The organism is Vibrio sp. NH-UV-68 (assembly GCF_042940635.1).
Taxonomy (GTDB): domain Bacteria; phylum Pseudomonadota; class Gammaproteobacteria; order Enterobacterales; family Vibrionaceae; genus Vibrio; species Vibrio pacinii.
In genome coordinates this window covers 805151-826569 of record NZ_CP134975.1, presented here as the reverse complement: position 1 = coordinate 826569, position 21419 = coordinate 805151, and the positions used below count along the sequence as shown (strand labels likewise).

Genomic DNA, 21419 nt, shown 5'->3' with positions numbered 1-21419 from the left:
ATAAAAATGCTAATAAAAAAGCCCTCATTTTTGAGGGCTTTTTTGTTTCAATCCATTTTTTCAGTCGATATTACTGAGGTACTTGCCAGTCAAACTCAGCGCACAGTGCTTGCCACGTTGGGTCGACACTAGCGCTGATCAACACGTTCTGGCCAGTAAACGGATGGACAAAGGCTAAACGCGATGCATGCAACAACAGCCGATGTGAGTCATATACGTCTCTAAACAGTTTGTTATGTTTTCCGTCACCATGAGTCGTATCACCGACAATGGGATGCCTGAGGTGCGCCATATGCCGCCTCAATTGATGCTTACGGCCAGTCAGTGGTTTCATTTCGATTAAACCATAGCGCGTGGTTGGAAACTTACCCGTTGAGTGCGCAACTTCAACCTGAGCCAATGGCTGGTAGTCCGTCACTGCTTCCTGCGCTTCTTTCTCTTGACTGACATGCTTATCGGCGATTTTATCTAACTCAACCTTGAGCGCATAATCGAGTCGGCCGGGTTGCAAAATCCAACCACGTACAATCGCATGATAGGTTTTTTCCATTTCATGATTGGCAAACATCGGCATCACTTGCGACGCGACTTCACTCGACAGGGCAAAGATCAATACCCCAGAGGTCGGTCTGTCAAGCCGATGAAGCGGAAACACATGCTGGCCAATCTGATCACGCAATGTCTGCATCACAAACTGAGTCTCGTGTTTATCAAGCCAACTGCGATGGACTAACATTCCTGCAGGCTTATTGACCGCAACAAAATACTCATCTTGGAAAACAATCTCTAACATCAAGCACACACCTCATCAATTACTGCCAATCGCGCCAACAATGGTGTGTAATCTGGGTATTGCTGCCAACATTGTTCAAAATACGGAGCAATCGCGAAACCACTTGGTAGTGGTTGCTTAGCATCAATCATGTTGCGCATGCGGCCAATAAAAACCCATTGCAGCCACTGCTCTGGTGCCAGAGTATCAACGGCAAATGGCTGTTCACTTTGCAGTGCCAGCGAACTTGGCGGCTGCTGTTGCCAAAGTTCAAGCGCTTGCATGTCGGCTTGAAGCTGATCAAGCAATTCAATTAATTGGTTCTGTTTCAACATTAATCTTGTTTCTGACCTTGAAAATGGGCTCAAGAATACCATTTATAGAGGAAAGAAAGTTAGGACAAATCGCTAATGGAAACCATTCATACCCTTACCCAATTGCTCACCAACAGTGATTGCCAATACCAAGTCTATGATCTGGGAAGAAAAATCAAGAAAATCGACGCGAAGATGTTTGCCGACACCGAACAGGGGCAAGTGGCCTACCCCTACCCGATGCAGCGCAAAGCTCATCTAGCGATCGTCTATTGGAATCAAGATCAGCAACCTTGGATCTGGTTTCTTAAATTTGACCTTGATGAACGTGGCTTGTTGAAACAAGCCGATGTCGGTAACTTTATCAAGTATGTACTTGAAGCAATGGGCACGCGACTCAATCAAGAGATGACTGAAGAGCAACAACATAAGCTCGCGAATAATCCCTACACTTTTAAGCCTGCTGAAGACAAAATGGCGGTCTTTCATAGTCAAGTTCGTGCAGAGCTAAACTTAGCCTGCAGCCAATACTATGAGCACGCACAACACTATTTTTCTGGCGGGCTTGACTGGGACAAATGGCATAGCGTTGGCTTACAAGGTGTTACCGACATCTGTGCCCGACTCGGCCAAGAGCAAAATGGTGTTAATCTGCGTAAAGCACTAAAACACCTGCCTAGTGAACCTCTCTATGCCCTACTTGGTGCGCTAGAACATACCGAATTATCAGACAAACTCGCACAACGTATCGCCCAAATGGCGCAGGTCGAAATTGACAGCGGCGAGCCTGATCTTTTCTTACTTTCGGCATTAACGCGCGCACTCTCTGGTGCTTCTACACCTATTGCACAATCGATTTATGGTGTGATTTTAGCCAGCCCGAGACTGAGCCATCAAGAAGTGCTGATCGGGATTGCTGGTCGTTGCTGGCATTGGTTAAGCGATGCAAGTACAGCCGAGCAATTCTTGCTGCGCTTAGCTCAAACTGGTGACCAAGCGCTATTCAACCAATTGTTTGCTGACTTAGTCATGCTACCTGAACTGCGGATGGTATTACTGCCGCTATTGCACTCCAGCCCATCACCAGAGTTAGCCGCTGCGCTGATTCGCCTGCAACAATCAGCCAAGGCCTAACTATGATCAGTGACCTTTTCGCCATCCTCGGTTTGGTATGCCTGTGCTTACTCTTTTGGCAACAACGTCGCCAAGCGGAGTTAGTCAAAACGATTGCCGCCCGCCAGTGTAAACAACTGGATTTGCAACTTATTAGCGTTGCTTTAAAAGGTCACAAATTAAAAACGCCAGACGGAGTCTGGCGTTGGCATTCTGTTTATCAATTTGAATTTTCATCACTCGGCGATGATTGCTATCAAGGCAACATCATCATGCAAGGATTTCAGCTAGCGAAGGTTGATCTACCGCCACATCGGATGTAAATCGATATTCGTTATATGGACCGAACGCGTCTTGCTTGCGGACCATAAACTGAAAGCCCAATTTTTGCAGAATTCGTATTGACGGCTGATGGTCAATATTAGCCGTGGCAACGACATGTGTTAAATTTAAGTCTCTGACTGCTTTTGGAAAAAATGCCTGTAGGGCTTCACTGGCAAAGCCGATTCCCCAATATAACTTATCAAAGATAAAACCTAACTCAGGCTCGCTATCAAGATCACAAATAAAAATATGCCCCACATAATCACGGCTACGACTATCTAAAACAGCCATCGCATAAAGGTTAGGGTCATTGAGCGTTTTCTCAAATAATTGTTTTGCCGACGAAACGGTATGGGCACCATTCATTTGGGCACGATTAATACTACAACAGTTAAGCATGAGAAATTCTGATTGTAGTGATTCGTTATAAGGTACTAATAACGAACGGCGAGTCACAATAGTCATGACACATCCTTGTTAGCAGCTAAAATTGTTTTGAAAAACAAAGCCGAAAAATTAAACCAACGGGCAACAACCGGTATTGATCTGGGTTGTAATTATTGGGATGTTATGAGTCTTTTTTCCCAAGGTGAGATCTAAGAAAGCCCCGACACGTGAGTATCGGGGCTATAGTCTTACTCGCAGCAGTCCGGCTACAAAAGGTGCTCCATGCATCTTCCTTAATAGTTACTGAATCCTTCAGCAATATCCTTACTTCGCCGTCCTAGCGGTGTCCTATTCATCCTGATAGCCAACTATCCTAGTTAGCGCGCATCACTTGTTCCTTGAGCGGTGTCCCTAGTATCATCCTGATACTGTCCTTCCTCAATCTAGAGGTGTCCATTGCTTTCCTTAGTCACTCACATCCTGTCAGTGAATGTATCCTTACAATGTCCTTTCGCTCCATGCTTGACTGACTTTCCTCGTCAACCAATCTTCATCCTGAAGTTTTCCTATCCTTGGTATTTCCTGTTCCGTGTCAGTATCCTTCCGACAACTATTAATTTACGCTTTTGGCGATTGAAGACAATATACAGCAGAAAAAAAACGCTCGAAACAAGTGTGCAACAATTCAACTTTTCTTTATAAAACAGCAACCTAAGGTGTTTTTACTGATATTTCTGCGCAAAAAGAATCTATTCTCGCACACTTGGTGTAAGAGATATCTCACAACCAAATGCCTAATTTACCATTCGCCTATTGGCTCGCTGAGCAGTAAAATACCAATATCAAAGCAAAAGGAGGTTATATGCTGACCCAAGATGTTAGCCAAGAGCTAAAACAGGTACTTGAACAATTACAACATGAAGGCAAAGAGCCAAGCATCGCTTTGGTTAAAGCTCGCTTATCAACATCAGTGCCAATGCCTGCTTTGATCACGACGATAAAAAGTTGGAAAAGTGCCCAACGCGTACCGAAAATAGAAATCGCGGCGCCTGAACAAGCGAATGACAGTGATAAAATCGCTCAGCTCGAAAAACAAGTAAAAGCATTAACCGCGCGATTGACCGTATTGGAAGAGAAACTACGCTAAATCGCCCCCTCGAACCCGTCGCTTAGTCAGCAGGTGACGATTAATGCTTAGCCTATTGATGAATAAAAGCAATACATAAAAAAAGCTTGGCAAATCAGCCAAGCTTTTTTTCATTTCAATCGATACTTACCAGCCAGTGACTTCACGTAGGCCTTTACCGATATCAGCAAGAGATTTGACGGTTTTAACGCCAGCCGCTTCTAGTGCCGCAAATTTGTCTTCCGCCGTACCTTTACCACCAGAAATGATAGCGCCGGCGTGGCCCATACGCTTCCCTGGAGGAGCAGTTACACCTGCAATGTAAGAAACAACTGGCTTAGTCACGTTTTCTTTAATAAACGCAGCCGCTTCTTCTTCTGCGGTACCACCGATTTCACCGATCATGACGATCGCTTCTGTTTCAGGGTCTTCTTGGAACAATTTCAAAATATCAATGAAGTTTGAACCTGGGATTGGGTCACCGCCGATACCAACACACGTAGACTGGCCGAAACCTTCGTCAGTGGTCTGCTTAACAGCTTCGTACGTTAACGTTCCTGAGCGAGAGACGATACCGACTTTACCTTTCTTATGGATATGACCAGGCATGATACCGATCTTACACTCATCCGGAGTGATAACACCCGGACAGTTAGGACCAATCATGCGAACACCCGTTTCTTCTAGCTTCACTTTTACATCGATCATATCGATAGTAGGAATGCCTTCAGTGATGGTCACAATCAGTTTGATGCCTGCGTCAATCGCTTCTAAGATCGCATCTTTACAGAAAGGTGCTGGTACATAGATAACTGTTGCTGTCGCGCCAGTCACTTCAACGGCTTCACGTACTGTATTGAAAACGGGTAGACCAAGATGCGTTTGACCGCCTTTACCCGGAGAAACACCACCCACCATCTGCGTACCGTATGCGATCGCTTGCTCTGAGTGGAACGTACCTTGACCACCAGTGAAGCCCTGACAGATTACCTTGGTGTCTTTATTAATTAGTACAGACATTATTTGCCCTCCGCAGCAGCAACAACTTTCTGAGCTGCGTCAGTTAATGACTCAGCAGCAATGATATCAACATCAGAATTAGCAAGAACTTCGCGACCTAGGTCTGCGTTAGTCCCTTCTAGACGAACAACAACAGGAACAGCAACACCCACTTCTTTCACTGCGCCGATGATGCCTTCTGCAATCATGTCACAGCGAACAATACCGCCGAAGATGTTAACAAGAACCGCTTTCACATTGTCGTCAGATAGGATGATCTTAAATGCTTCTGCTACACGCTCTTTAGTTGCGCCGCCGCCAACATCAAGGAAGTTAGCTGGCTTACCGCCATGAAGGTTGACGATGTCCATAGTACCCATCGCAAGACCAGCACCGTTAACCATACAACCAACATTTCCGTCTAATGCTACGTAGTTCAGTTCCCACTGAGCAGCGTGTGCTTCGCGCTCATCTTCTTGCGAAGGATCGTGCATCTCACGTAACTTAGGTTGACGGTATAGAGCATTTGAGTCGATGTTGATTTTACCATCAAGACAAAGCAGGTTGCCTTCGGCTGTTACAACCAGTGGGTTAATCTCAAGTAGCGCAAGGTCATACTGAGAGAACATAGTGCCAAGACCCATGAAGATCTTAACAAACTGCTTAATTTGATCGCCAGCTAAACCTAGTTTAAATGCGAGTTCACGGCCTTGATAAGCTTGAGGACCAACCAATGGATCGATCGCTGCTTTATGAATCAACTCTGGCGTTTCTTCAGCAACTTTTTCGATTTCAACACCACCCTCGGTTGATGCCATGAATACAATCTTGCGTGTTGCACGGTCTACCACTGCACCTAGGTACAGTTCGTTTGCAATGTTTGATGCTTCTTCAACTAAGATTTTAGTTACAGGCTGACCATTTGCGTCAGTTTGGTAAGTCACTAGGTTCTTACCTAGCCACTTTTGTGCAAACTCTCTCACGCCATCTTTAGTATCGTGTAGCTCGACGCCACCCGCTTTACCACGTCCACCTGCGTGAACCTGACATTTAACGACTTTCTTCTCCGTTGAGATACGACCTGCTGCTTCAACCGCTTCATGAGGTGTATCACACGCGTAACCTTCCGGTACAGGCAAACCGAATTCTGCAAACAGCTGTTTGGCTTGATATTCATGCAAATTCATTTTGATATTCCGTTTATTTTCCCTTAAGGGATTATTATTTCCATAACGCAGCAGAGCTCTGCAAAACGTCTGTAGGGTCTTCTCAAATAAATCGCTACTTGCTCAATGACACAGCAGCGATTTAGGTGAAGGCCAAACCGTTGAGCTAGTCTAGCCATTGAAACTATCAAACGTCTAGCAGCCTAAGGCAACTAGACGTTTCAGCGATATTAAACGTCTAATAGCAGACGTGCTGGATCTTCAAGTAACTCTTTAATGGTTACAAGGAAGCCGACAGACTCACGACCATCGATCAGACGGTGGTCATAAGAAAGTGCCAGGTACATCATAGGTAGGATTTCTACCTTGCCATCCACTGCCATTGGGCGATCTTGAATCTTATGCATACCCAAGATAGCTGACTGTGGTGGGTTAATGATTGGTGTTGACATTAGCGATCCAAATACACCACCGTTTGTAATAGTGAAGTTGCCGCCCATCAGCTCATCAACCGTCAGCTTGCCATCACGGCCTTTAATCGCTAACTCTTTAATGCCTTTTTCGATATCAGCAAAGCCTAACGTGTCACAGTCTTTAAGAACTGGAGTCACGAGACCACGCGGCGTTGAAACCGCCATGCTAATGTCGAAATAGTTGTGGTAAACGATTTCCTCACCATCAATAGACGCATTGACTTCTGGGAAACGTTTTAGTGCTTCGGTCACCGCTTTAACGTAGAAAGACATAAAGCCTAGACGCGTACCGTGACGCTCTTCGAACTGGTCTTTGTACTGCTTACGAAGATCCATGATTGGCTTCATGTTAACTTCATTAAACGTCGTCAACATGGCGGTGTTATTTTTTGCTTCAAGTAGGCGGTTAGCCACTGTCTTACGTAAACGCGTCATCGGAACACGTTTCTGACTGCGAGCCGCTACTGGCGCTTCTACTGCTGCCGCTTGCGGTGCAGCTTTTGCATTGGCAAGGTGTGCATCAATATCTTCACGAGTGATACGACCACCAACACCTGTGCCTTTGACTTGGTTCGCTTCAAGGCCGTGCTCAGCAAGAAGACGACGTACTGCCGGGCTGAGCGCATCATTGCTCTCTTCTGTTAGCGACGCTTTATGGCGCTTATCTGGCGATGCTTGTGACTCGTCTGTTTTGTCTGTCGTTGGTTCACCAGCAACAGCGCCAGGCTTGAGTTTAGCGAGCAGCTGTTTAGAAAGTACTGTGGCACCTTCTACTTCAAGGATAGCTTCTAGTACACCCGCTTCTGGAGCAGGAACTTCTAGAACAACTTTGTCAGTTTCAATGTCAACCAACACTTCGTCACGTTCAACGACGTCACCTGGTTGTTTGTGCCATGTTGCCACTGTAGCGTCAGCGACGGATTCAGGTAAATCTGGAACCAGAATTTCAATTGTCATATCTGTTTCTTCCTTTAACTTCTAGTTCTTAGTTCGAAGTTTTTTTATTCACGGTAAGTGCGTCTTCTACCAACGCTTTCTGTTGTTTCAAGTGTACTGACATGTAACCAACGGCAGGTGATGCTGATGCTGGGCGACCAGCGTACTTAAGATCTGCACCTGCAGGGATTGCAGCACGGAAGTTGTGTTGGCTACAGTACCAAGCGCCTTGGTTCTGTGGCTCTTCCTGACACCAAACAAAGTCTTCAATATTGGTGTATTGCTCGATGGCAGCGGTCACTTCATCCATTGGGAACGGGTAAAGCTGCTCAATACGAACAATGGCGACATCGTCTTGTTCATTGTTACGACGCTGTTCTAGCAAGTCGAAGTAGACTTTGCCTGAACAGAAGACAACACGTTTGACCTTCGCAGGTTCAAGATTATCCACTTCACCAATCGCCGCTTGGAACGTTCCTTGTGCAAGATCTTCAATTGAAGAGGTACACAGTGGGTGACGTAGCAATGACTTCGGTGACATAACGATCAGTGGGCGGCGCATTGGTCGCACAACCTGACGTCGAATCATGTGGTAAACCTGAGCTGGTGTTGAAGGAACAACCACTTGCATGTTTTGCTCAGCACACAGCTGAAGGTAACGCTCAAGACGCGCTGATGAGTGCTCAGGGCCTTGACCTTCGTAACCATGAGGGAGAAGCATAGTAAGGCCACATAAACGCGCCCACTTCTGCTCACCAGATGAAATAAATTGGTCAATAACTACCTGCGCGCCGTTGGCAAAGTCACCAAACTGTGCTTCCCAAAGCGTCAAGCCACCAGGTTCAGCAGTCGCGTAACCGTATTCAAACGCAAGTACGGCTTCTTCAGATAACACCGAATCAAAGACTTCAAACGGCCCTTGCTTATCATGAACATTCGCTAAAGGAACATACGTGCTGGCATCATTTTGATTATGTAGTACAGAGTGACGGTGGAAGAAAGTACCGCGACCTGAATCTTGGCCTGAGATACGAATACGTTTACCGTCATCAACTAGGGTTGCATAAGCGAGAGTCTCAGCCATTCCCCAGTCAATCGCTTTTTCACCGCTCAACATCGACATACGATCGTTATATAACTTGTTGACTCGGCTTTGTAACTTATGGCTCTCAGGGTACTGACAGATACGGTGACCCAATTCAATCAAACGCTCTTGGTTGAACTCATTGTCCCAATCGACATCCCAGTCGTGACCTAAATAAGGTGACCAATCGACCGAATGCAGTGCCATTGGACGCCACTCTTTGACGACTACATCGCCGCGATCTAGTGCATCGCGATACTCGTTGACGAACTGAGTAGCAGTATCAATACCGAAATCACCGCGCTCCATTAGTACGTCAGCGTATAGCTTACGTGGTGTTGGATGCTTTTTGATTTTCTGATACATCAAAGGCTGAGTCGCATTTGGCTCATCGGCCTCATTGTGACCATGACGACGGTAACAAACTAAGTCGATAACCACATCACGTTTAAATTCGTTACGGTAATCAAGCGCGATACGAGTAACAAACGCAACCGCTTCAGGGTCGTCAGCGTTAACGTGGAAAATCGGTGCCTGTACCATCTTGGCAATGTCAGTACAGTACATAGTTGAACGCGTATCGCTAGGGTTTGACGTAGTGAAGCCAACTTGGTTGTTAACCACAATACGGACAGTACCACCAACACGGAAACCGCGTGCCTGCGACATATTAAACGTTTCCGCAACCACACCCTGACCAGCAATCGCTGAATCACCATGGATGGTAATAGGTAGAACGGTCGCACCATCTTGGTCGCCTAGACGATCTTGACGGGCGCGAACAGAACCAATAACAACAGGGTTAACGATCTCAAGGTGAGATGGGTTAAATGCCAAAGCAAGGTGAACATCACCACCAGGTGTGGCAAAGTCAGCCGAGAAACCTTGGTGATATTTTACGTCACCAGTACCCCATGACTCGCCGTGCTTACCTGCAAACTCATCAAACAAGTCTTGAGGCTTTTTACCCAGCACGTTGACGAGCATATTGAGACGGCCACGGTGCGCCATACCAATAACCACTTCGCGCATACCGCTCTTACCAGCATGACGAATCAACTCTTTAGTCATCGGTATCAGTGCATCACCACCTTCCAATGAAAAGCGCTTAGCACCCGGGAACTTAGCCCCTAGGTAACGCTCAAGGCCTTCTGCCGCCGTCAACTCTTCAAGGAATTCTCGTTTCTCTTCTTGACTGAACGATGGTTGGCCAACCACTGATTCTAAACGTTGTTGAATCCAACGTTTTTGCTCAGTGTCTGTCATGTGCATGTATTCAGCACCGATAGAGCCACAGTAGATTTTGTTCAATGAAGAGTGAATATCTTTCAGTTTCATGGTTTCTTTGCCAATGGCAAACGAACCCACGTTGAAAGTTTCTTCTAAATCGTCTTGAGTGAGATTGTGAAATGCAGGGTCTAGCTCCGCCACCGTTGGACGTTGCCATAAACCGAGAGGGTCAAGCTGCGCCGCTTCATGACCGCGGAAGCGGTAAGCGTTAATTAATTGAAGTACTTTTACCTGTTTAACGTCGACATCAGGATCACTAACTTGGACATTGTAATGCTTCGTTTCTTTAGCGAGTCGTCGGAAGTAGTCACGGACACGTGAATGAGGCTGTTCAACCACCTCTTGTGAAGACTTAGGCAAGCCCTCAAAAACACGTTTCCACTCCTCACTTACCAGATCGGGGTCACTTAGATACAGTTCGTAGAGGTCCTCTACATACGTTGCATTGGCGCCAGCCAAGTGTGAAGACTCGAGCCACGCCTTCATCACGCCGTTGTGCATATTTTCCCTTAACCAGTAGTTTTCACGTTTGCTTCGGTCTATGCCGAGCTATTAAGAGCCGACCCAGAATAGGTCGGCAATTTTACTATTCTTTTACTCTATCTTTGTCGAGTTGCGGCTCGGCGATACATGACCGCCAGAGCCGTCTCTATTTAGATACCGAGTAACTTAAACCGAGCGATTGACTAACATGGTCTTAATGTGACCAATCGCTTTGGTCGGATTCAATCCCTTAGGACAAACACTGACACAGTTCATGATGCCATGGCAACGGAAAACGCTGAATGCATCATCAAGATTTGACAAGCGTTCGTCTGTGGCAGTATCACGGCTATCAATTAACCAACGATAAGCCGCTAAAAGACCTGCAGGACCGATAAATTTATCAGGATTCCACCAGAATGACGGACAAGACGTTGTACAACATGCACACATGATACATTCGTACAATCCATCAAGATGAGCCCGATCTTCTGGCGATTGTAAGTTTTCACGAGATGGTGGCAAGGCGCCATCATCAATCAAGAAAGGCTTAACTTTCGTGTAGTTATCGTAGAATTGTGTCATATCAACGATAAGGTCACGCACAACAGGCAGACCAGGTAGTGGGCGAATCACAATCTTGTCACCTTTCAGCGCTGAAAGGGGTGTGATACACGCCAAACCATTTTTACCGTTCATGTTCACACCGTCAGAACCACAAACACCTTCACGACAAGAACGACGGAAAGAGATGCTAGGATCTTGCTCTTTAAGCAGAATCAACGCATCAAGAAGCATCATGTCAGATCCTTCTTCCACTTCTAATGTGTAGTCCTTCATGTACGGCTTTTGGTCGACATCAGGATTGTAGCGGTACAAAGAGAAATTCAGTTTCATAATATTACCCTCCTTTCCTTAGTACGTACGTGCTTTTGGCGGAAATGCTTCACGATGGACGGGTTCCATGTTGACACCACGCTTAGCCATTGACTCTGTTTCCGGATTGTAGACCGAGTGACATAGCCACTGCTCATCGTTACGATCTGGGAAGTCAAAACGGGCGTGAGCACCACGGCTCTCAGTACGGTAGTTCGCCGCAACGGCCGTCGCAAAAGCAGTTTCCATCAAGTTTTCAAGTTCTAGACACTCAATACGTTGCGTGTTGAACTCGGTCGACTTATCCGACAGGTGAGCATTTTTCAGGCGCTCACGGATAACTTTCAGCTCTTCTAGGCCTTTTGCCATTGCATCACCTTCACGGAAAACCGAGAAGTTGTTCTGCATACATTGCTGAAGGTCTTTACGAATCTGAGCAGGATCTTCACCGTCAGTGCTGTTTTCCCAACGGTTGTAACGCTCTAGTGAACGCTCAATATCAGCTTCAGTTGCTGGCTTAGCTTCAGCTTGTTTCAGCAGTGTTTCGCCAAGATGCAGGCCTGTCGCACGACCAAATACCACTAAATCGAGCAGTGAGTTACCACCCAAGCGGTTAGCGCCGTGAACCGATACTGATGCAATCTCACCACATGCGAATAGGCCTTGTACTTCAACATCGCTGCCATCTGCAGTTTGCTTAATCGCCTGGCCAGAAACTTGAGTGGGAATACCACCCATCATGTAGTGACAAGTTGGAATAACTGGAATTGGCTCTTTGACTGGATCAACGTGTGCGAAGGTACGAGACAGTTCACAAACGCCTGGTAGACGTGACTCTAGAGTCTCTTTACCTAGGTGATCGAGTTTCAGTTTAATGTGAGGACCCCATGGGCCATCGCAACCGCGACCTTCGCGGATTTCGATCATCATTGAACGAGCAACCACATCACGGCCAGCTAAGTCTTTAGCATTCGGCGCGTAGCGCTCCATGAATCGTTCACCATCTTTATTAAGAAGGTAACCACCTTCACCACGACAACCTTCCGTGACAAGAACACCTGCGCCAGCAATACCCGTTGGGTGGAACTGCCACATTTCCATGTCTTGCATTGGAACGCCCGCACGCAGCGCCATACCAACACCATCACCTGTATTGATGTGAGCGTTAGTTGTCGATGCGTAAATACGGCCAGCGCCACCAGTAGCTAAGATGGTTGCTTTCGATTTGAAGTAGCATACTTCGCCCGTTTCCATACAAAGCGCAGTACAACCTAAAACGACATCGTCTTCATTTTTAACGATGTCGAGTGCATACCACTCAGAGAATATGGTTGTCTTGTGCTTGATGTTTTGCTGGTAAAGCGTGTGAAGAAGAGCATGACCAGTACGGTCAGCTGCTGCTGCAGTACGTGCCGCTTGCTCGCCACCGAAATTCTTCGATTGGCCGCCAAACGGACGTTGGTAGATACTACCATTATCAAAACGAGAAAACGGAAGGCCCATTTTCTCTAACTCAATCACGGATTCAGGGCCGTTTTTACACATGTATTCGATCGCGTCTTGGTCACCAATATAGTCGGAACCTTTGACCGTATCGTACATATGCTGCTCCCAATGATCTTCGTGCGCATTACCTAGCGCAACCGTAATACCACCTTGAGCAGAAACAGTGTGAGAACGTGTTGGGAACACTTTCGAAAGCAATGCACATGAAAGGCCTTGCTCAGATATTTGCAGTGCAGCGCGCATGCCTGCACCACCAGCGCCGATTACTACGGCATCAAATTCACGAACTGGAATAGACACTTACGCACCCCACAGAATAAATAGACCAGAGAAGAAGTAACCAAATAGCACAGCGATAACGCCGAGCTGCAGGCAACCACGAAGCTTGGCGCACTTAATATAGTCAGTCAGTACTTGCCATAAGCCGATCCATGCGTGAATCAATACCGACATTAGCGCGAGCATAGTGAAAACCTTGGTGAACGTGCCACCAAAGAACTGGGTCCAAGAGAGGTAAGAAATATCTGTGAAAGCACAGAAGCTAACCAGATAGACAGTGTAGAGCGTCATAATGATAGCGGTAGCACGAATCAATAAATAATCATGCACACCATTACGACCAAAAGATGAAATGTGTTTTACCATACCATTACCCCCGCCAGTAGAGACAGAACGGCTGTTGCTGCGAATGCAACCTTAGCGCTCATTGCGCCAGATTCCAGCTCTTCAAAATGACCCATATCCATCAGAAGGTGACGGATACCACCAGCAATGTGGTAGGCCAATGCCGTTAGGATGCCCCATAAAATGAACTTCACGAAGAAGCCATCGACAAGGTCAACCGCTTGCGCGTAACCCACTGGGGACGATAACGAAATGGATAACAACCAAAGTAGTATTCCGACCGCGACGAACGTAATTACACCAGAAACACGGTGTAAGATTGATGCGATAGCAGTGATCGGAAAGCTAATGGTCTGTAAATCTAGATTAACAGGTCTTGACTTTCTTTCTTTCACGGGCTTGCTCACTCAGCTCCATTGAGCATTTATAGTTATGAACGAATTTTGATTGCAAACCTACAAAAGTTAACATTTATTTAACACTTACCTGCAACAATTCGCCGAGTATTTTGTAAAATATTTGTTAACAACAAGGATTAAAACTTCACCTCACATTTGTTTCAAGCCTTGAATTTATAAGGTTTTCACCAAAATTTACTGCGCCACTATACGGCTGGCAACATTCTAATACAATTGGTGTAACAATTTTTGCTACACAGACCAGATTTTTAACCTTATACGTTCAAAAAACCATAACAAGTGCACACATCGGAGGAGAAAAATTGACTTTGATAACGAACACACGTACAAAAATGTCACACAAACATCCTGGACGGATTAAATAATAAACAAAGGAGATTGTTATGGCAGATAAGAAAGCTACCCTTCATGTCGAAGGTCAAGCGCCTATCGAGCTGCCGATTATGGAAGGTGCGCTAGGTACCCCTGTAATTGATGTTCGTAAACTGGGAGCAAATGGTTACTTTACGTTTGACCCAGGTTTTCTTGCCACTGCATCCTGTGAATCTCAAATCACCTATATCGATGGCGGCAAAGGGATTCTTTTGCACCGCGGTTACCCTATTGATCAGCTAGCGAACAACGCTGATTATTTAGAAGTATGTTATATCCTTCTTTATGGTGAAGCCCCAACACGTGAACAATACGAGAAATTTAAGACAACCGTCACTCGTCACACTATGGTCCATGAGCAAATTGCCAGTTTCTTCCACGGTTTCCGCCGTGATGCTCACCCTATGGCCGTTATGTGTGGTGTCGTTGGCGCTCTTGCAGCGTTCTATCACGATTCACTCGACATTAATAACGACACTCACCGCGAGATTACCGCATACCGACTACTGTCGAAAATGCCAACGCTTGCCGCGATGTGTTACAAATATTCTATCGGTCAGCCGTTTATCTACCCACGCAATGATCTAAGCTACGCAGAAAACTTCCTACACATGATGTTCGCTAATCCATGTGAAGAATATGAAGTGAATCCTGTCGTCGCACGTGCGATGGATAAGATTTTCACTCTACACGCAGACCACGAACAAAACGCATCTACCTCTACCGTGCGTCTTGCAGGTTCTTCAGGCGCTAACCCATTCGCATGTATCGCAGCGGGTATCGCGTCACTTTGGGGCCCTGCTCACGGCGGCGCTAACGAAGCATGTTTGAAGATGCTAGAAGAGATTGGCAGCGTTGAAAACATTCCTGAGTACGTTGAACGTGCGAAAGACAAAGACGATCCATTCCGCCTGATGGGCTTTGGTCACCGTGTCTACAAGAACTACGATCCGCGCGCGACAGTGATGCGCGAAACGTGTCACGATGTACTTAAAGAACTCAATATCCAAGACCCACTGCTTGACGTTGCAATGGAGCTAGAGCGGATTGCATTATCAGACGAATACTTCGTGTCGAAGAAACTCTACCCTAACGTAGATTTCTACTCAGGTATCATCTTGAAAGCGATTGGTATTCCGGTTTCAATGTTTACCGTAATCTTTGCCTTATCACGTACTATTGGCTGGATTGCACACTGGAACGAAATGCATAGCGACCCACTTAACCGTATCGGTCGCCCTCGTCAGCTTTATACTGGTGAAGCTCAACGTGAATTTTCGCCAATGCATGAGCGTGAGTAACTAGAAGCTAGAAGCTAGAAGCTAGAAGCTAGAAGCTAGAAGCTAGAAAGAATAAGGGTTGATGTGTAAGCATCAACCCTTTGTTTTTATATCAAATTGACAATGTAGGTACCAAATAGCATTGCTGATTTAAACCGGGTTATCAATATCGATAAACTCAACCTCTAGACCATGTTCACTGGCCAACCATTCCCCCAACGCTTTTACCCCATAACGCTCGGTAGCGTGATGACCAGCGGCAAAATAGTGAATGGCTTGCTCTCGAGCTGAATAGGTCGTACGTTCTGAAATTTCACCCGAAATAAAGGCATCAAGGCCATGTTTTACTGCCAACTCTATGTAGTCTTGACCGCCACCAGTGCACCAACCGACCGTTTCGATCAACTTATCCGCATTGTCTGGCGCAATATGCAGTGGTGCTCGATTGAGCACACGATTGATTTTGGCGCTTAATTCAGCGCCTGTGATTGGTTTGTCTAGTCGGCCATACATGGCAACAGATTGAGGATGCCCTTCTAAACCACCTTCAACTTGGATATCCAGTAAACGAGCCAATTGCGCGTTGTTACCCAACTGTGGGTGGATATCAAGCGGCAAATGATAACCGAACAAATTGAGATCGTTTTTGATTAACGTGCGAATACGTTGACCTTTCATACCGCGAATCGGCTCAGGTTCACCTTTCCAGAAATAACCATGGTGAACTAGCAGCGCGTCAGCGTTAAGTTCAACGGCTTTATCAATCAACGCTTGTGAAGCCGTCACACCAGTAACAATACGCTTAATCGTTGGTTTACCTTCAACCTGTAAGCCATTCGGTGCATAGTCTTTAATCAACTGAGGCGATAGTTTCTCATTTAATATTTTTTCTAATTGTAAGATGTTCATTTTAGCTTCCAATCACTTATGAGCGTCTCGCTCTTTGATTCTATGTCGCAAAGTGTATTCCAACCATAGCAGTGATGCTAGGGTCTGGTTACAATAGTGATAACTGGTTTTACTAAGGTAAAAGGATGAGCCCTTACCAACGCTTCTATCACTGGATCGCAACGACACCCCCTCTATTCGAGTGCATTGCCCCGTTTGAGTCTCTACAAGAGCTGGCGTTTTCCCCTACCGACACCAGCGACTACTCCGGAAACCCAAGGCTTGGCTTTCTCTATCAGCATTTATGTACCGAGCTGCTCACCAATACCTCGAGCTATTCTGTTGAACTAGAAGAAGTGCAAATCAATAAAGACAACGGTCAGACCTTAGGGGCGATCGACTTGATCCTCAATAACCATCAAACTCGCCGCCAAGAACATTGGGAAGTCGCGATAAAGTTCTACCTGCTTCATCAAGGAACCTGGTTCGGACCTAACGCACATGATCAGCTCGACAAAAAGCTTAAGCGGATGTTAACCCACCAACTTAAAATGAGCACCACACCCGAGTTCTTAGCTCAGTATCCACAACTAACGGAGTTATCTGAACACCTGTTGCTGCAAGGCAGACTCTATACCAACCCGTTTTCACCAGAACCTGTCCCAGACAAGTGTTTAGGTCTCAAACTCAACCAAAGTCAGATTTCAGGCCATTGGTGTTATCAACATCAGTGGGAGCAAATTGGCGAACCACTATACGAGCTCGATAAACCTTTGTGGGCGATAGGACAGACTGAGATCGGTAACCTCGTCGAAAAACCCAATGGTCGCTTTATTCACGCACAGACCGCAAGTGGCCAGTTTTGGTTTGTGGTGCCAGATAGTTGGCCGGGAAAGACATAAAAACCACAAGGGCCGACACATGGTCAGCCCTTGAAATTATTATGAGTGAACGGTATTAAAGACCTGCGGCTGCAAATACTTGATTAACGATCTCTTGCGCTTCAGCTTCAATCTGCTTCAAGTGCTCCGCACCTTTAAAGCTTTCACAGTAGATCTTATAGATATCTTCGGTACCTGAAGGTCGAGCGGCGAACCAGCCGTTTTGTGTTGTCACCTTAAGGCCACCAATCGCGGCCCCATTACCTGGAGCATGCGTTAAGCGCGCCGTGATCGCCTCTCCGGCAAGGGTTTGCGCCGTCACCATATCAGCAGAAAGCTTTTTCAATACCTCTTTCTGCGCGCCATTAGCCACCGCCTGAATACGATTGTACTCAGACGCACCATGTTTGGCCGCCAACTCTTCGTAGTACTGTTGCGGATTCTTACCAGTGACAGCGGTAATTTCAGCCGCAAGTAGGCAAAGCAAGATACCGTCTTTATCCGTAGACCAAGGCGTGCCATCTTTACGCAGGAACGACGCCCCTGCACTCTCTTCGCCACCAAAGCCAAACTTGCCTTGATAGAGTCCATCGACAAACCATTTAAAACCAACCGGAACTTCACAAAGCTCACGACCAAGGTCGGCGACCACACGGTCAATTAACGCACTCGATACCAGTGTTTTACCGACGGCAACCTCTTTGCCCCAACCTTGGCGATGACGGTACAAGTAATCAATGCACACAGCCAAGAAGTGATTCGGGTTCATTAACCCTTTTGGTGTCACAATGCCGTGGCGATCGTAATCAGGGTCATTACCAAACGCTAAATCGTATTGGTCTTTTAGCGCCAGTAGACCAGCCATCGCATAAGGAGACGAGCAGTCCATACGCACGACGCCGTCCTTGTCGAGAGACATAAATTGGAATGATGGGTCAATCGCTTCACTGACAAGCGTCAAATCTAAATGGTAAGCTGCGCCAATCTGACGCCAGTAATCAATGCCACTGCCTCCGAGCGGATCAACGCCCAGTTTCAAGTTCGCTTTCTGAATCGCTTCCATATCAATGACGTTAACCAGATCATCAACATACGGTTTAACCAAATCCATTTCAACGAATAGCTCACTGGCCTTTGCCTGGTCGAGCGGCATGCGTTTGACACCCACTAAACCGGCTGCGATCAACGCATTGGCACGATCTTGAATCGCTTCTGTCAGCTCACCTTCTGCCGGACCACCATGCGTTGGATTGTATTTAATCCCCCCATCTTGCGGCGGATTGTGCGACGGTGTTATCACAATCCCATCGGCCTTCGCATCATGTTGCAAGTTGTAAGTCAAAATAGCGTGCGAAATCCCTGGCGTTGGTGTGTAGCCATTGTTTTGTTGAACAATCACGGTCACGCCATTCGCAATCAAAACTTCAACCACAGTCGAAAAAGCAGGCTCTGAGAGTGCGTGGGTATCTTTGCCAACAAATAGCGGCCCTGTAGTGCCCTTTTCAGCACGAACTTCTGCCACCGCCTGAGCAATCGCTAAAATATGATGCTCATTAAAGGTCGACTTATCTGAGCTACCACGGTGTCCAGAAGTACCAAATTCAACTTTATGCTCTAACTTGGTTGGATTTGGTTGGAGAAGGAAGTAATTAGAAACTAGGGCTGGAATATTATGAAGATCTTGTTGCTGAGCTTTTTGTCCCGCTCGTGGGTGCATCGCCATGTTGACATCCTTTCTTAAATTACAAAAACAAAAAACCTCATAATACGATAATCAAATCACGCATTATGAGGTTTCAATCAGAATTATTTAAATTGAGTTCGTCACTTTCTCAATTAAATCTGCTGGGAAATTCATTCTTGCCATCAACTGATCAACCATCTGTCTTTTACGACTGGTATTGTTATTGGTGATTACCCAGAAAGGTGAAGCAGGAATAGCCTTTGGCTTGGTGGTGTTGCCATTCGCTAGCAAAATTTGCTCGTTGTCAGCGAAGTAAACGCGTTTACGACCTTTCACTTGAGTCGCTTCAGAAAAGCTATTTGGGTCAATGCGATGCAGCGTGGATAAAACCAACATAAAGCGATCAATCGCTTTCTTAAGACCAGCAAATTCATCGGAAATCAGTAACGAACGCATTTCCTTAACGCCGTCGAACGTTTCTTCTTTTATTGCGTCTTTACTCACCACCACACCTTTAGCTTGTGTCATCTCCTGCGGCTGAGCAACTGGGGCAGGTGCGTCTGTCATCAATAAACGACGCAAAATGTCCGAGGCACTTTCACCAATATGCTGGGTTTGACTTGCGATGTAACGGTATAGATCCTCATCAACCTCAATTGTTTTCATTCGCTTTTCACAATCTCTATGTTTAAACTCTGAGGGATTATAGCGAGATCTTTAAAGAGACTCTACGGTTAACCTGTCACGAATAAAATAAAAATGTCACAACTGCTCAACTATAAAGAAGAAGGTCAGGGTCGACCTATCATTCTGATCCATGGATTATTTGGTAATTTGGACAACCTTGGCCTACTTGCTCGCGATCTTAAAGCCGATCACCGCGTGATCAGCTTAGATCTTCGCAATCATGGCGCATCGTTCCATTCGCCGCAACACGACTACGCCTCGATGGCTCTGGATGTACAACGGCTACTTAAACACCTCGAACTTACCGATACCATAGTGATTGGTCACTCGATGGGGGGCAAAGTTGCAATGAAATTAGCTGAGATTGCAGGTGAGCAGATCGGCAAATTATTGGTGTTGGACATGGCACCTGTTAAATACAGCCAAAGCCGCCATGATAATGTATTTGATGGCCTGCATGCGGTCATCGAGCGCAAGCCAAGCAGCCGTAAAGATGCGCTCGAGATTTTGGCCGAGCACATTGAACTTGAAGGTGTGCGCCAATTTCTCAGTAAATCGCTCTATAACTCAGGTCAACACTTAGCGTGGCGATTTAATGCCGAGAGCTTAGCTAAAAACTACTGGAATATTCTCGACTGGCAACCGATAAAAGCGACTGCCATTGAGACCCTGTTCATCAAAGGAGGCGATTCTGACTACCTAACTGCAGAGCACCAACCAGAGGTTCAAAAGCAGTTTAGTCGCGCCAAAGCGCACGTCATTGCCAATACGGGTCATTGGTTACACGCCGAAAAACCCGCGGAAGTACTGCGTGCGATCCGTAAATTCATTGTGTAAAACAGAATGAGATATCCGTAGTGCTCTGATCGTTAACTTTATCTAGCAACAATGGTATAGTTCGGCCCAAGTAATTTGGCACAAAGGGATTGCATGCTTTACGACTACATGAATATGCTCGAGTCTATCGGTCTCGATCTACTTTTTGCGTCTATCTTTTTCTTAATAGGGATGGCGATAAAAGATGTATTAAAAGCGGGAAATGTCCCCCCTTTCGGTCGTCGCATTGTGTGGTTAGTCCTATTCCTAGGCTGCGCTGGATTTATTGCCAAAGGCATTATTCAGATGAGCTGGGAAGGTGGTGGCATAGGCTGACGCGCCACAGTCACAACATAATTGAGTAAAGGTAACGAATTTATGGCAAGTGTAGGCATCTTCTTTGGTAGCGATACAGGTAATACTGAAGCTGTAGCAAAGATGATTCAAAAGCAACTGGGTAAACAACTGGTTCACGTTCAAGATATTGCCAAAAGCAGCAAAGAAGATATCGACAACTTTGATCTTCTGCTACTTGGCATCCCGACTTGGTATTACGGTGAAGCACAATGTGACTGGGATGATTTCTTCCCTGAGCTTGAGCAAATCGACTTTTCGACCAAGCTAGTGGCAATTTTTGGTTGTGGTGATCAAGAAGACTACGCAGAGTACTTCTGTGACGCAATGGGTACTGTACGCGATATCGTTGAAGCGAAAGGCGGTACAATCCTAGGTTACACATCAACCGAAGGCTATGAATTCGAAGCTTCTAAAGGTCTGGTTGAAAGTGATGATAGCCAGTTCGTTGGTCTATGTATCGATGAAGACCGTCAACCAGAACTCACCGAAGAACGCGTGAAAAACTGGTGTAAGCAAATTTATGATGAGATGTGTCTAGCTGAACTAGAAGGCTAATGCCTCA

Annotated in this window: 22 protein-coding genes; 8 read left to right on the top strand and 14 right to left on the bottom strand. The window is 46.1% G+C overall.

Going from position 1 to position 21419, the window contains the following annotated elements; genetic code table 11:
* Positions 1-70: 70 nt before the first annotated feature.
* Together truC and ViNHUV68_RS03890 are read right to left on the bottom strand one after the other, a co-directional pair.
* A complete protein-coding gene (gene truC, locus ViNHUV68_RS03895) occupies positions 71-793 on the bottom strand; it encodes a tRNA pseudouridine(65) synthase TruC (RefSeq protein WP_391089424.1) in 723 nt (240 codons plus the stop codon).
* On the bottom strand, positions 793-1107 hold the full coding sequence (locus ViNHUV68_RS03890) for a YqcC family protein (protein ID WP_038177160.1): 315 nt from the start codon (positions 1105-1107) through the stop codon (positions 793-795). Before ViNHUV68_RS03890 ends, truC begins: the two co-directional genes overlap by 1 nt.
* Before the next feature lie 75 nt (positions 1108-1182).
* Here ViNHUV68_RS03890 and ViNHUV68_RS03885 point away from each other — a divergent pair, with 75 nt between their 5' ends.
* Together ViNHUV68_RS03885 and ViNHUV68_RS03880 are read left to right on the top strand one after the other, a co-directional pair.
* Positions 1183-2220, top strand: coding sequence for a DUF3549 family protein (locus ViNHUV68_RS03885; protein WP_391089422.1), 1038 nt, complete (start codon positions 1183-1185; stop codon positions 2218-2220).
* A gap of 2 nt (positions 2221-2222) precedes the next feature.
* Positions 2223-2522, top strand: coding sequence for a DUF3301 domain-containing protein (locus ViNHUV68_RS03880; RefSeq protein WP_038177162.1), 300 nt, complete (start codon positions 2223-2225; stop codon positions 2520-2522).
* On the opposite strand, the gene ViNHUV68_RS03875 is transcribed toward ViNHUV68_RS03880, so the two are convergent.
* Entirely contained in the window at positions 2470-2988 is a 519-nt protein-coding gene (locus ViNHUV68_RS03875; RefSeq protein ID WP_391089420.1) for a GNAT family N-acetyltransferase, read from the bottom strand. The two genes, ViNHUV68_RS03880 and ViNHUV68_RS03875, sit on opposite strands and share 53 nt — an antisense overlap.
* A gap of 784 nt (positions 2989-3772) precedes the next feature.
* Between ViNHUV68_RS03875 and ViNHUV68_RS03870 the strand changes: the two genes are divergently transcribed.
* Positions 3773-4057 carry a hypothetical protein gene (locus ViNHUV68_RS03870; RefSeq protein WP_038177164.1) on the top strand — a complete coding sequence of 95 codons (285 nt, stop codon included), beginning with the start codon at positions 3773-3775 and terminating at the stop codon, positions 4055-4057.
* 126 nt (positions 4058-4183) lie between these two features.
* On the opposite strand, the gene sucD is transcribed toward ViNHUV68_RS03870, so the two are convergent.
* The 8 genes from sucD to sdhC form a co-directional block, all read right to left on the bottom strand.
* A complete protein-coding gene (sucD, locus tag ViNHUV68_RS03865) occupies positions 4184-5056 on the bottom strand; it encodes a succinate--CoA ligase subunit alpha (RefSeq protein ID WP_038177165.1) in 873 nt (290 codons plus the stop codon).
* On the bottom strand, positions 5056-6222 hold the full coding sequence (gene sucC, locus ViNHUV68_RS03860) for an ADP-forming succinate--CoA ligase subunit beta (protein WP_038177167.1): 1167 nt from the start codon (positions 6220-6222) through the stop codon (positions 5056-5058). The genes sucD and sucC overlap by 1 nt, the downstream gene beginning before the upstream one ends.
* A gap of 209 nt (positions 6223-6431) precedes the next feature.
* Positions 6432-7631 carry a 2-oxoglutarate dehydrogenase complex dihydrolipoyllysine-residue succinyltransferase gene (gene odhB / locus ViNHUV68_RS03855; RefSeq protein WP_038177169.1) on the bottom strand — a complete coding sequence of 400 codons (1200 nt, stop codon included), beginning with the start codon at positions 7629-7631 and terminating at the stop codon, positions 6432-6434.
* 28 nt (positions 7632-7659) lie between these two features.
* Entirely contained in the window at positions 7660-10485 is a 2826-nt protein-coding gene (sucA, locus tag ViNHUV68_RS03850) for a 2-oxoglutarate dehydrogenase E1 component (RefSeq protein WP_391089417.1), read from the bottom strand.
* Between the two features lie 168 nt (positions 10486-10653).
* Entirely contained in the window at positions 10654-11364 is a 711-nt protein-coding gene (locus ViNHUV68_RS03845) for a succinate dehydrogenase iron-sulfur subunit (protein ID WP_038177171.1), read from the bottom strand.
* A gap of 18 nt (positions 11365-11382) precedes the next feature.
* Positions 11383-13149 carry a succinate dehydrogenase flavoprotein subunit gene (gene sdhA, locus ViNHUV68_RS03840; protein WP_038177172.1) on the bottom strand — a complete coding sequence of 589 codons (1767 nt, stop codon included), beginning with the start codon at positions 13147-13149 and terminating at the stop codon, positions 11383-11385.
* Complete coding sequence (gene sdhD, locus ViNHUV68_RS03835) at positions 13150-13494, bottom strand: succinate dehydrogenase, hydrophobic membrane anchor protein (protein WP_391089414.1); 345 nt, start codon at positions 13492-13494, stop codon at positions 13150-13152.
* Positions 13488-13880 carry a succinate dehydrogenase cytochrome b556 subunit gene (gene sdhC / locus ViNHUV68_RS03830; RefSeq protein WP_038177174.1) on the bottom strand — a complete coding sequence of 131 codons (393 nt, stop codon included), beginning with the start codon at positions 13878-13880 and terminating at the stop codon, positions 13488-13490. Before sdhC ends, sdhD begins: the two co-directional genes overlap by 7 nt.
* A 395-nt stretch (positions 13881-14275) precedes the next feature.
* Here sdhC and ViNHUV68_RS03825 point away from each other — a divergent pair, with 395 nt between their 5' ends.
* Positions 14276-15565, top strand: coding sequence for a citrate synthase (locus ViNHUV68_RS03825; protein ID WP_038177175.1), 1290 nt, complete (start codon positions 14276-14278; stop codon positions 15563-15565).
* A gap of 129 nt (positions 15566-15694) precedes the next feature.
* Here ViNHUV68_RS03825 and ViNHUV68_RS03820 read toward each other — a convergent pair whose 3' ends face one another.
* Positions 15695-16453 carry a Nif3-like dinuclear metal center hexameric protein gene (locus tag ViNHUV68_RS03820; RefSeq protein ID WP_038177176.1) on the bottom strand — a complete coding sequence of 253 codons (759 nt, stop codon included), beginning with the start codon at positions 16451-16453 and terminating at the stop codon, positions 15695-15697.
* A 125-nt stretch (positions 16454-16578) separates the two neighbouring features.
* Here ViNHUV68_RS03820 and ViNHUV68_RS03815 point away from each other — a divergent pair, with 125 nt between their 5' ends.
* The gene (locus tag ViNHUV68_RS03815; RefSeq protein ID WP_391089411.1) at positions 16579-17334 is read left to right on the top strand and encodes a DUF1853 family protein; all 756 of its coding nucleotides are present in this window, start codon (positions 16579-16581) and stop codon (positions 17332-17334) included.
* A gap of 55 nt (positions 17335-17389) precedes the next feature.
* On the opposite strand, the gene pgm is transcribed toward ViNHUV68_RS03815, so the two are convergent.
* Entirely contained in the window at positions 17390-19036 is a 1647-nt protein-coding gene (pgm, locus tag ViNHUV68_RS03810) for a phosphoglucomutase (alpha-D-glucose-1,6-bisphosphate-dependent) (protein WP_391089409.1), read from the bottom strand.
* 87 nt (positions 19037-19123) lie between these two features.
* A complete protein-coding gene (gene seqA / locus ViNHUV68_RS03805; protein WP_038177179.1) occupies positions 19124-19663 on the bottom strand; it encodes a replication initiation negative regulator SeqA in 540 nt (179 codons plus the stop codon).
* Between the two features lie 93 nt (positions 19664-19756).
* Here seqA and ViNHUV68_RS03800 point away from each other — a divergent pair, with 93 nt between their 5' ends.
* The 3 genes from ViNHUV68_RS03800 to fldA all read left to right on the top strand — a co-directional run bounded on the left by ViNHUV68_RS03800 (position 19757) and on the right by fldA (position 21412).
* Positions 19757-20521, top strand: coding sequence for an alpha/beta fold hydrolase (locus ViNHUV68_RS03800; RefSeq protein WP_391089407.1), 765 nt, complete (start codon positions 19757-19759; stop codon positions 20519-20521).
* Positions 20522-20614: 93 nt separating this feature from the next.
* Positions 20615-20836, top strand: a complete 222-nt coding sequence (locus tag ViNHUV68_RS03795; protein WP_038177182.1) for a DUF2788 domain-containing protein — start codon at positions 20615-20617, stop codon at positions 20834-20836.
* Positions 20837-20878: 42 nt separating this feature from the next.
* On the top strand, positions 20879-21412 hold the full coding sequence (gene fldA, locus ViNHUV68_RS03790) for a flavodoxin FldA (protein ID WP_038177183.1): 534 nt from the start codon (positions 20879-20881) through the stop codon (positions 21410-21412).
* Positions 21413-21419: the final 7 nt, after the last annotated feature.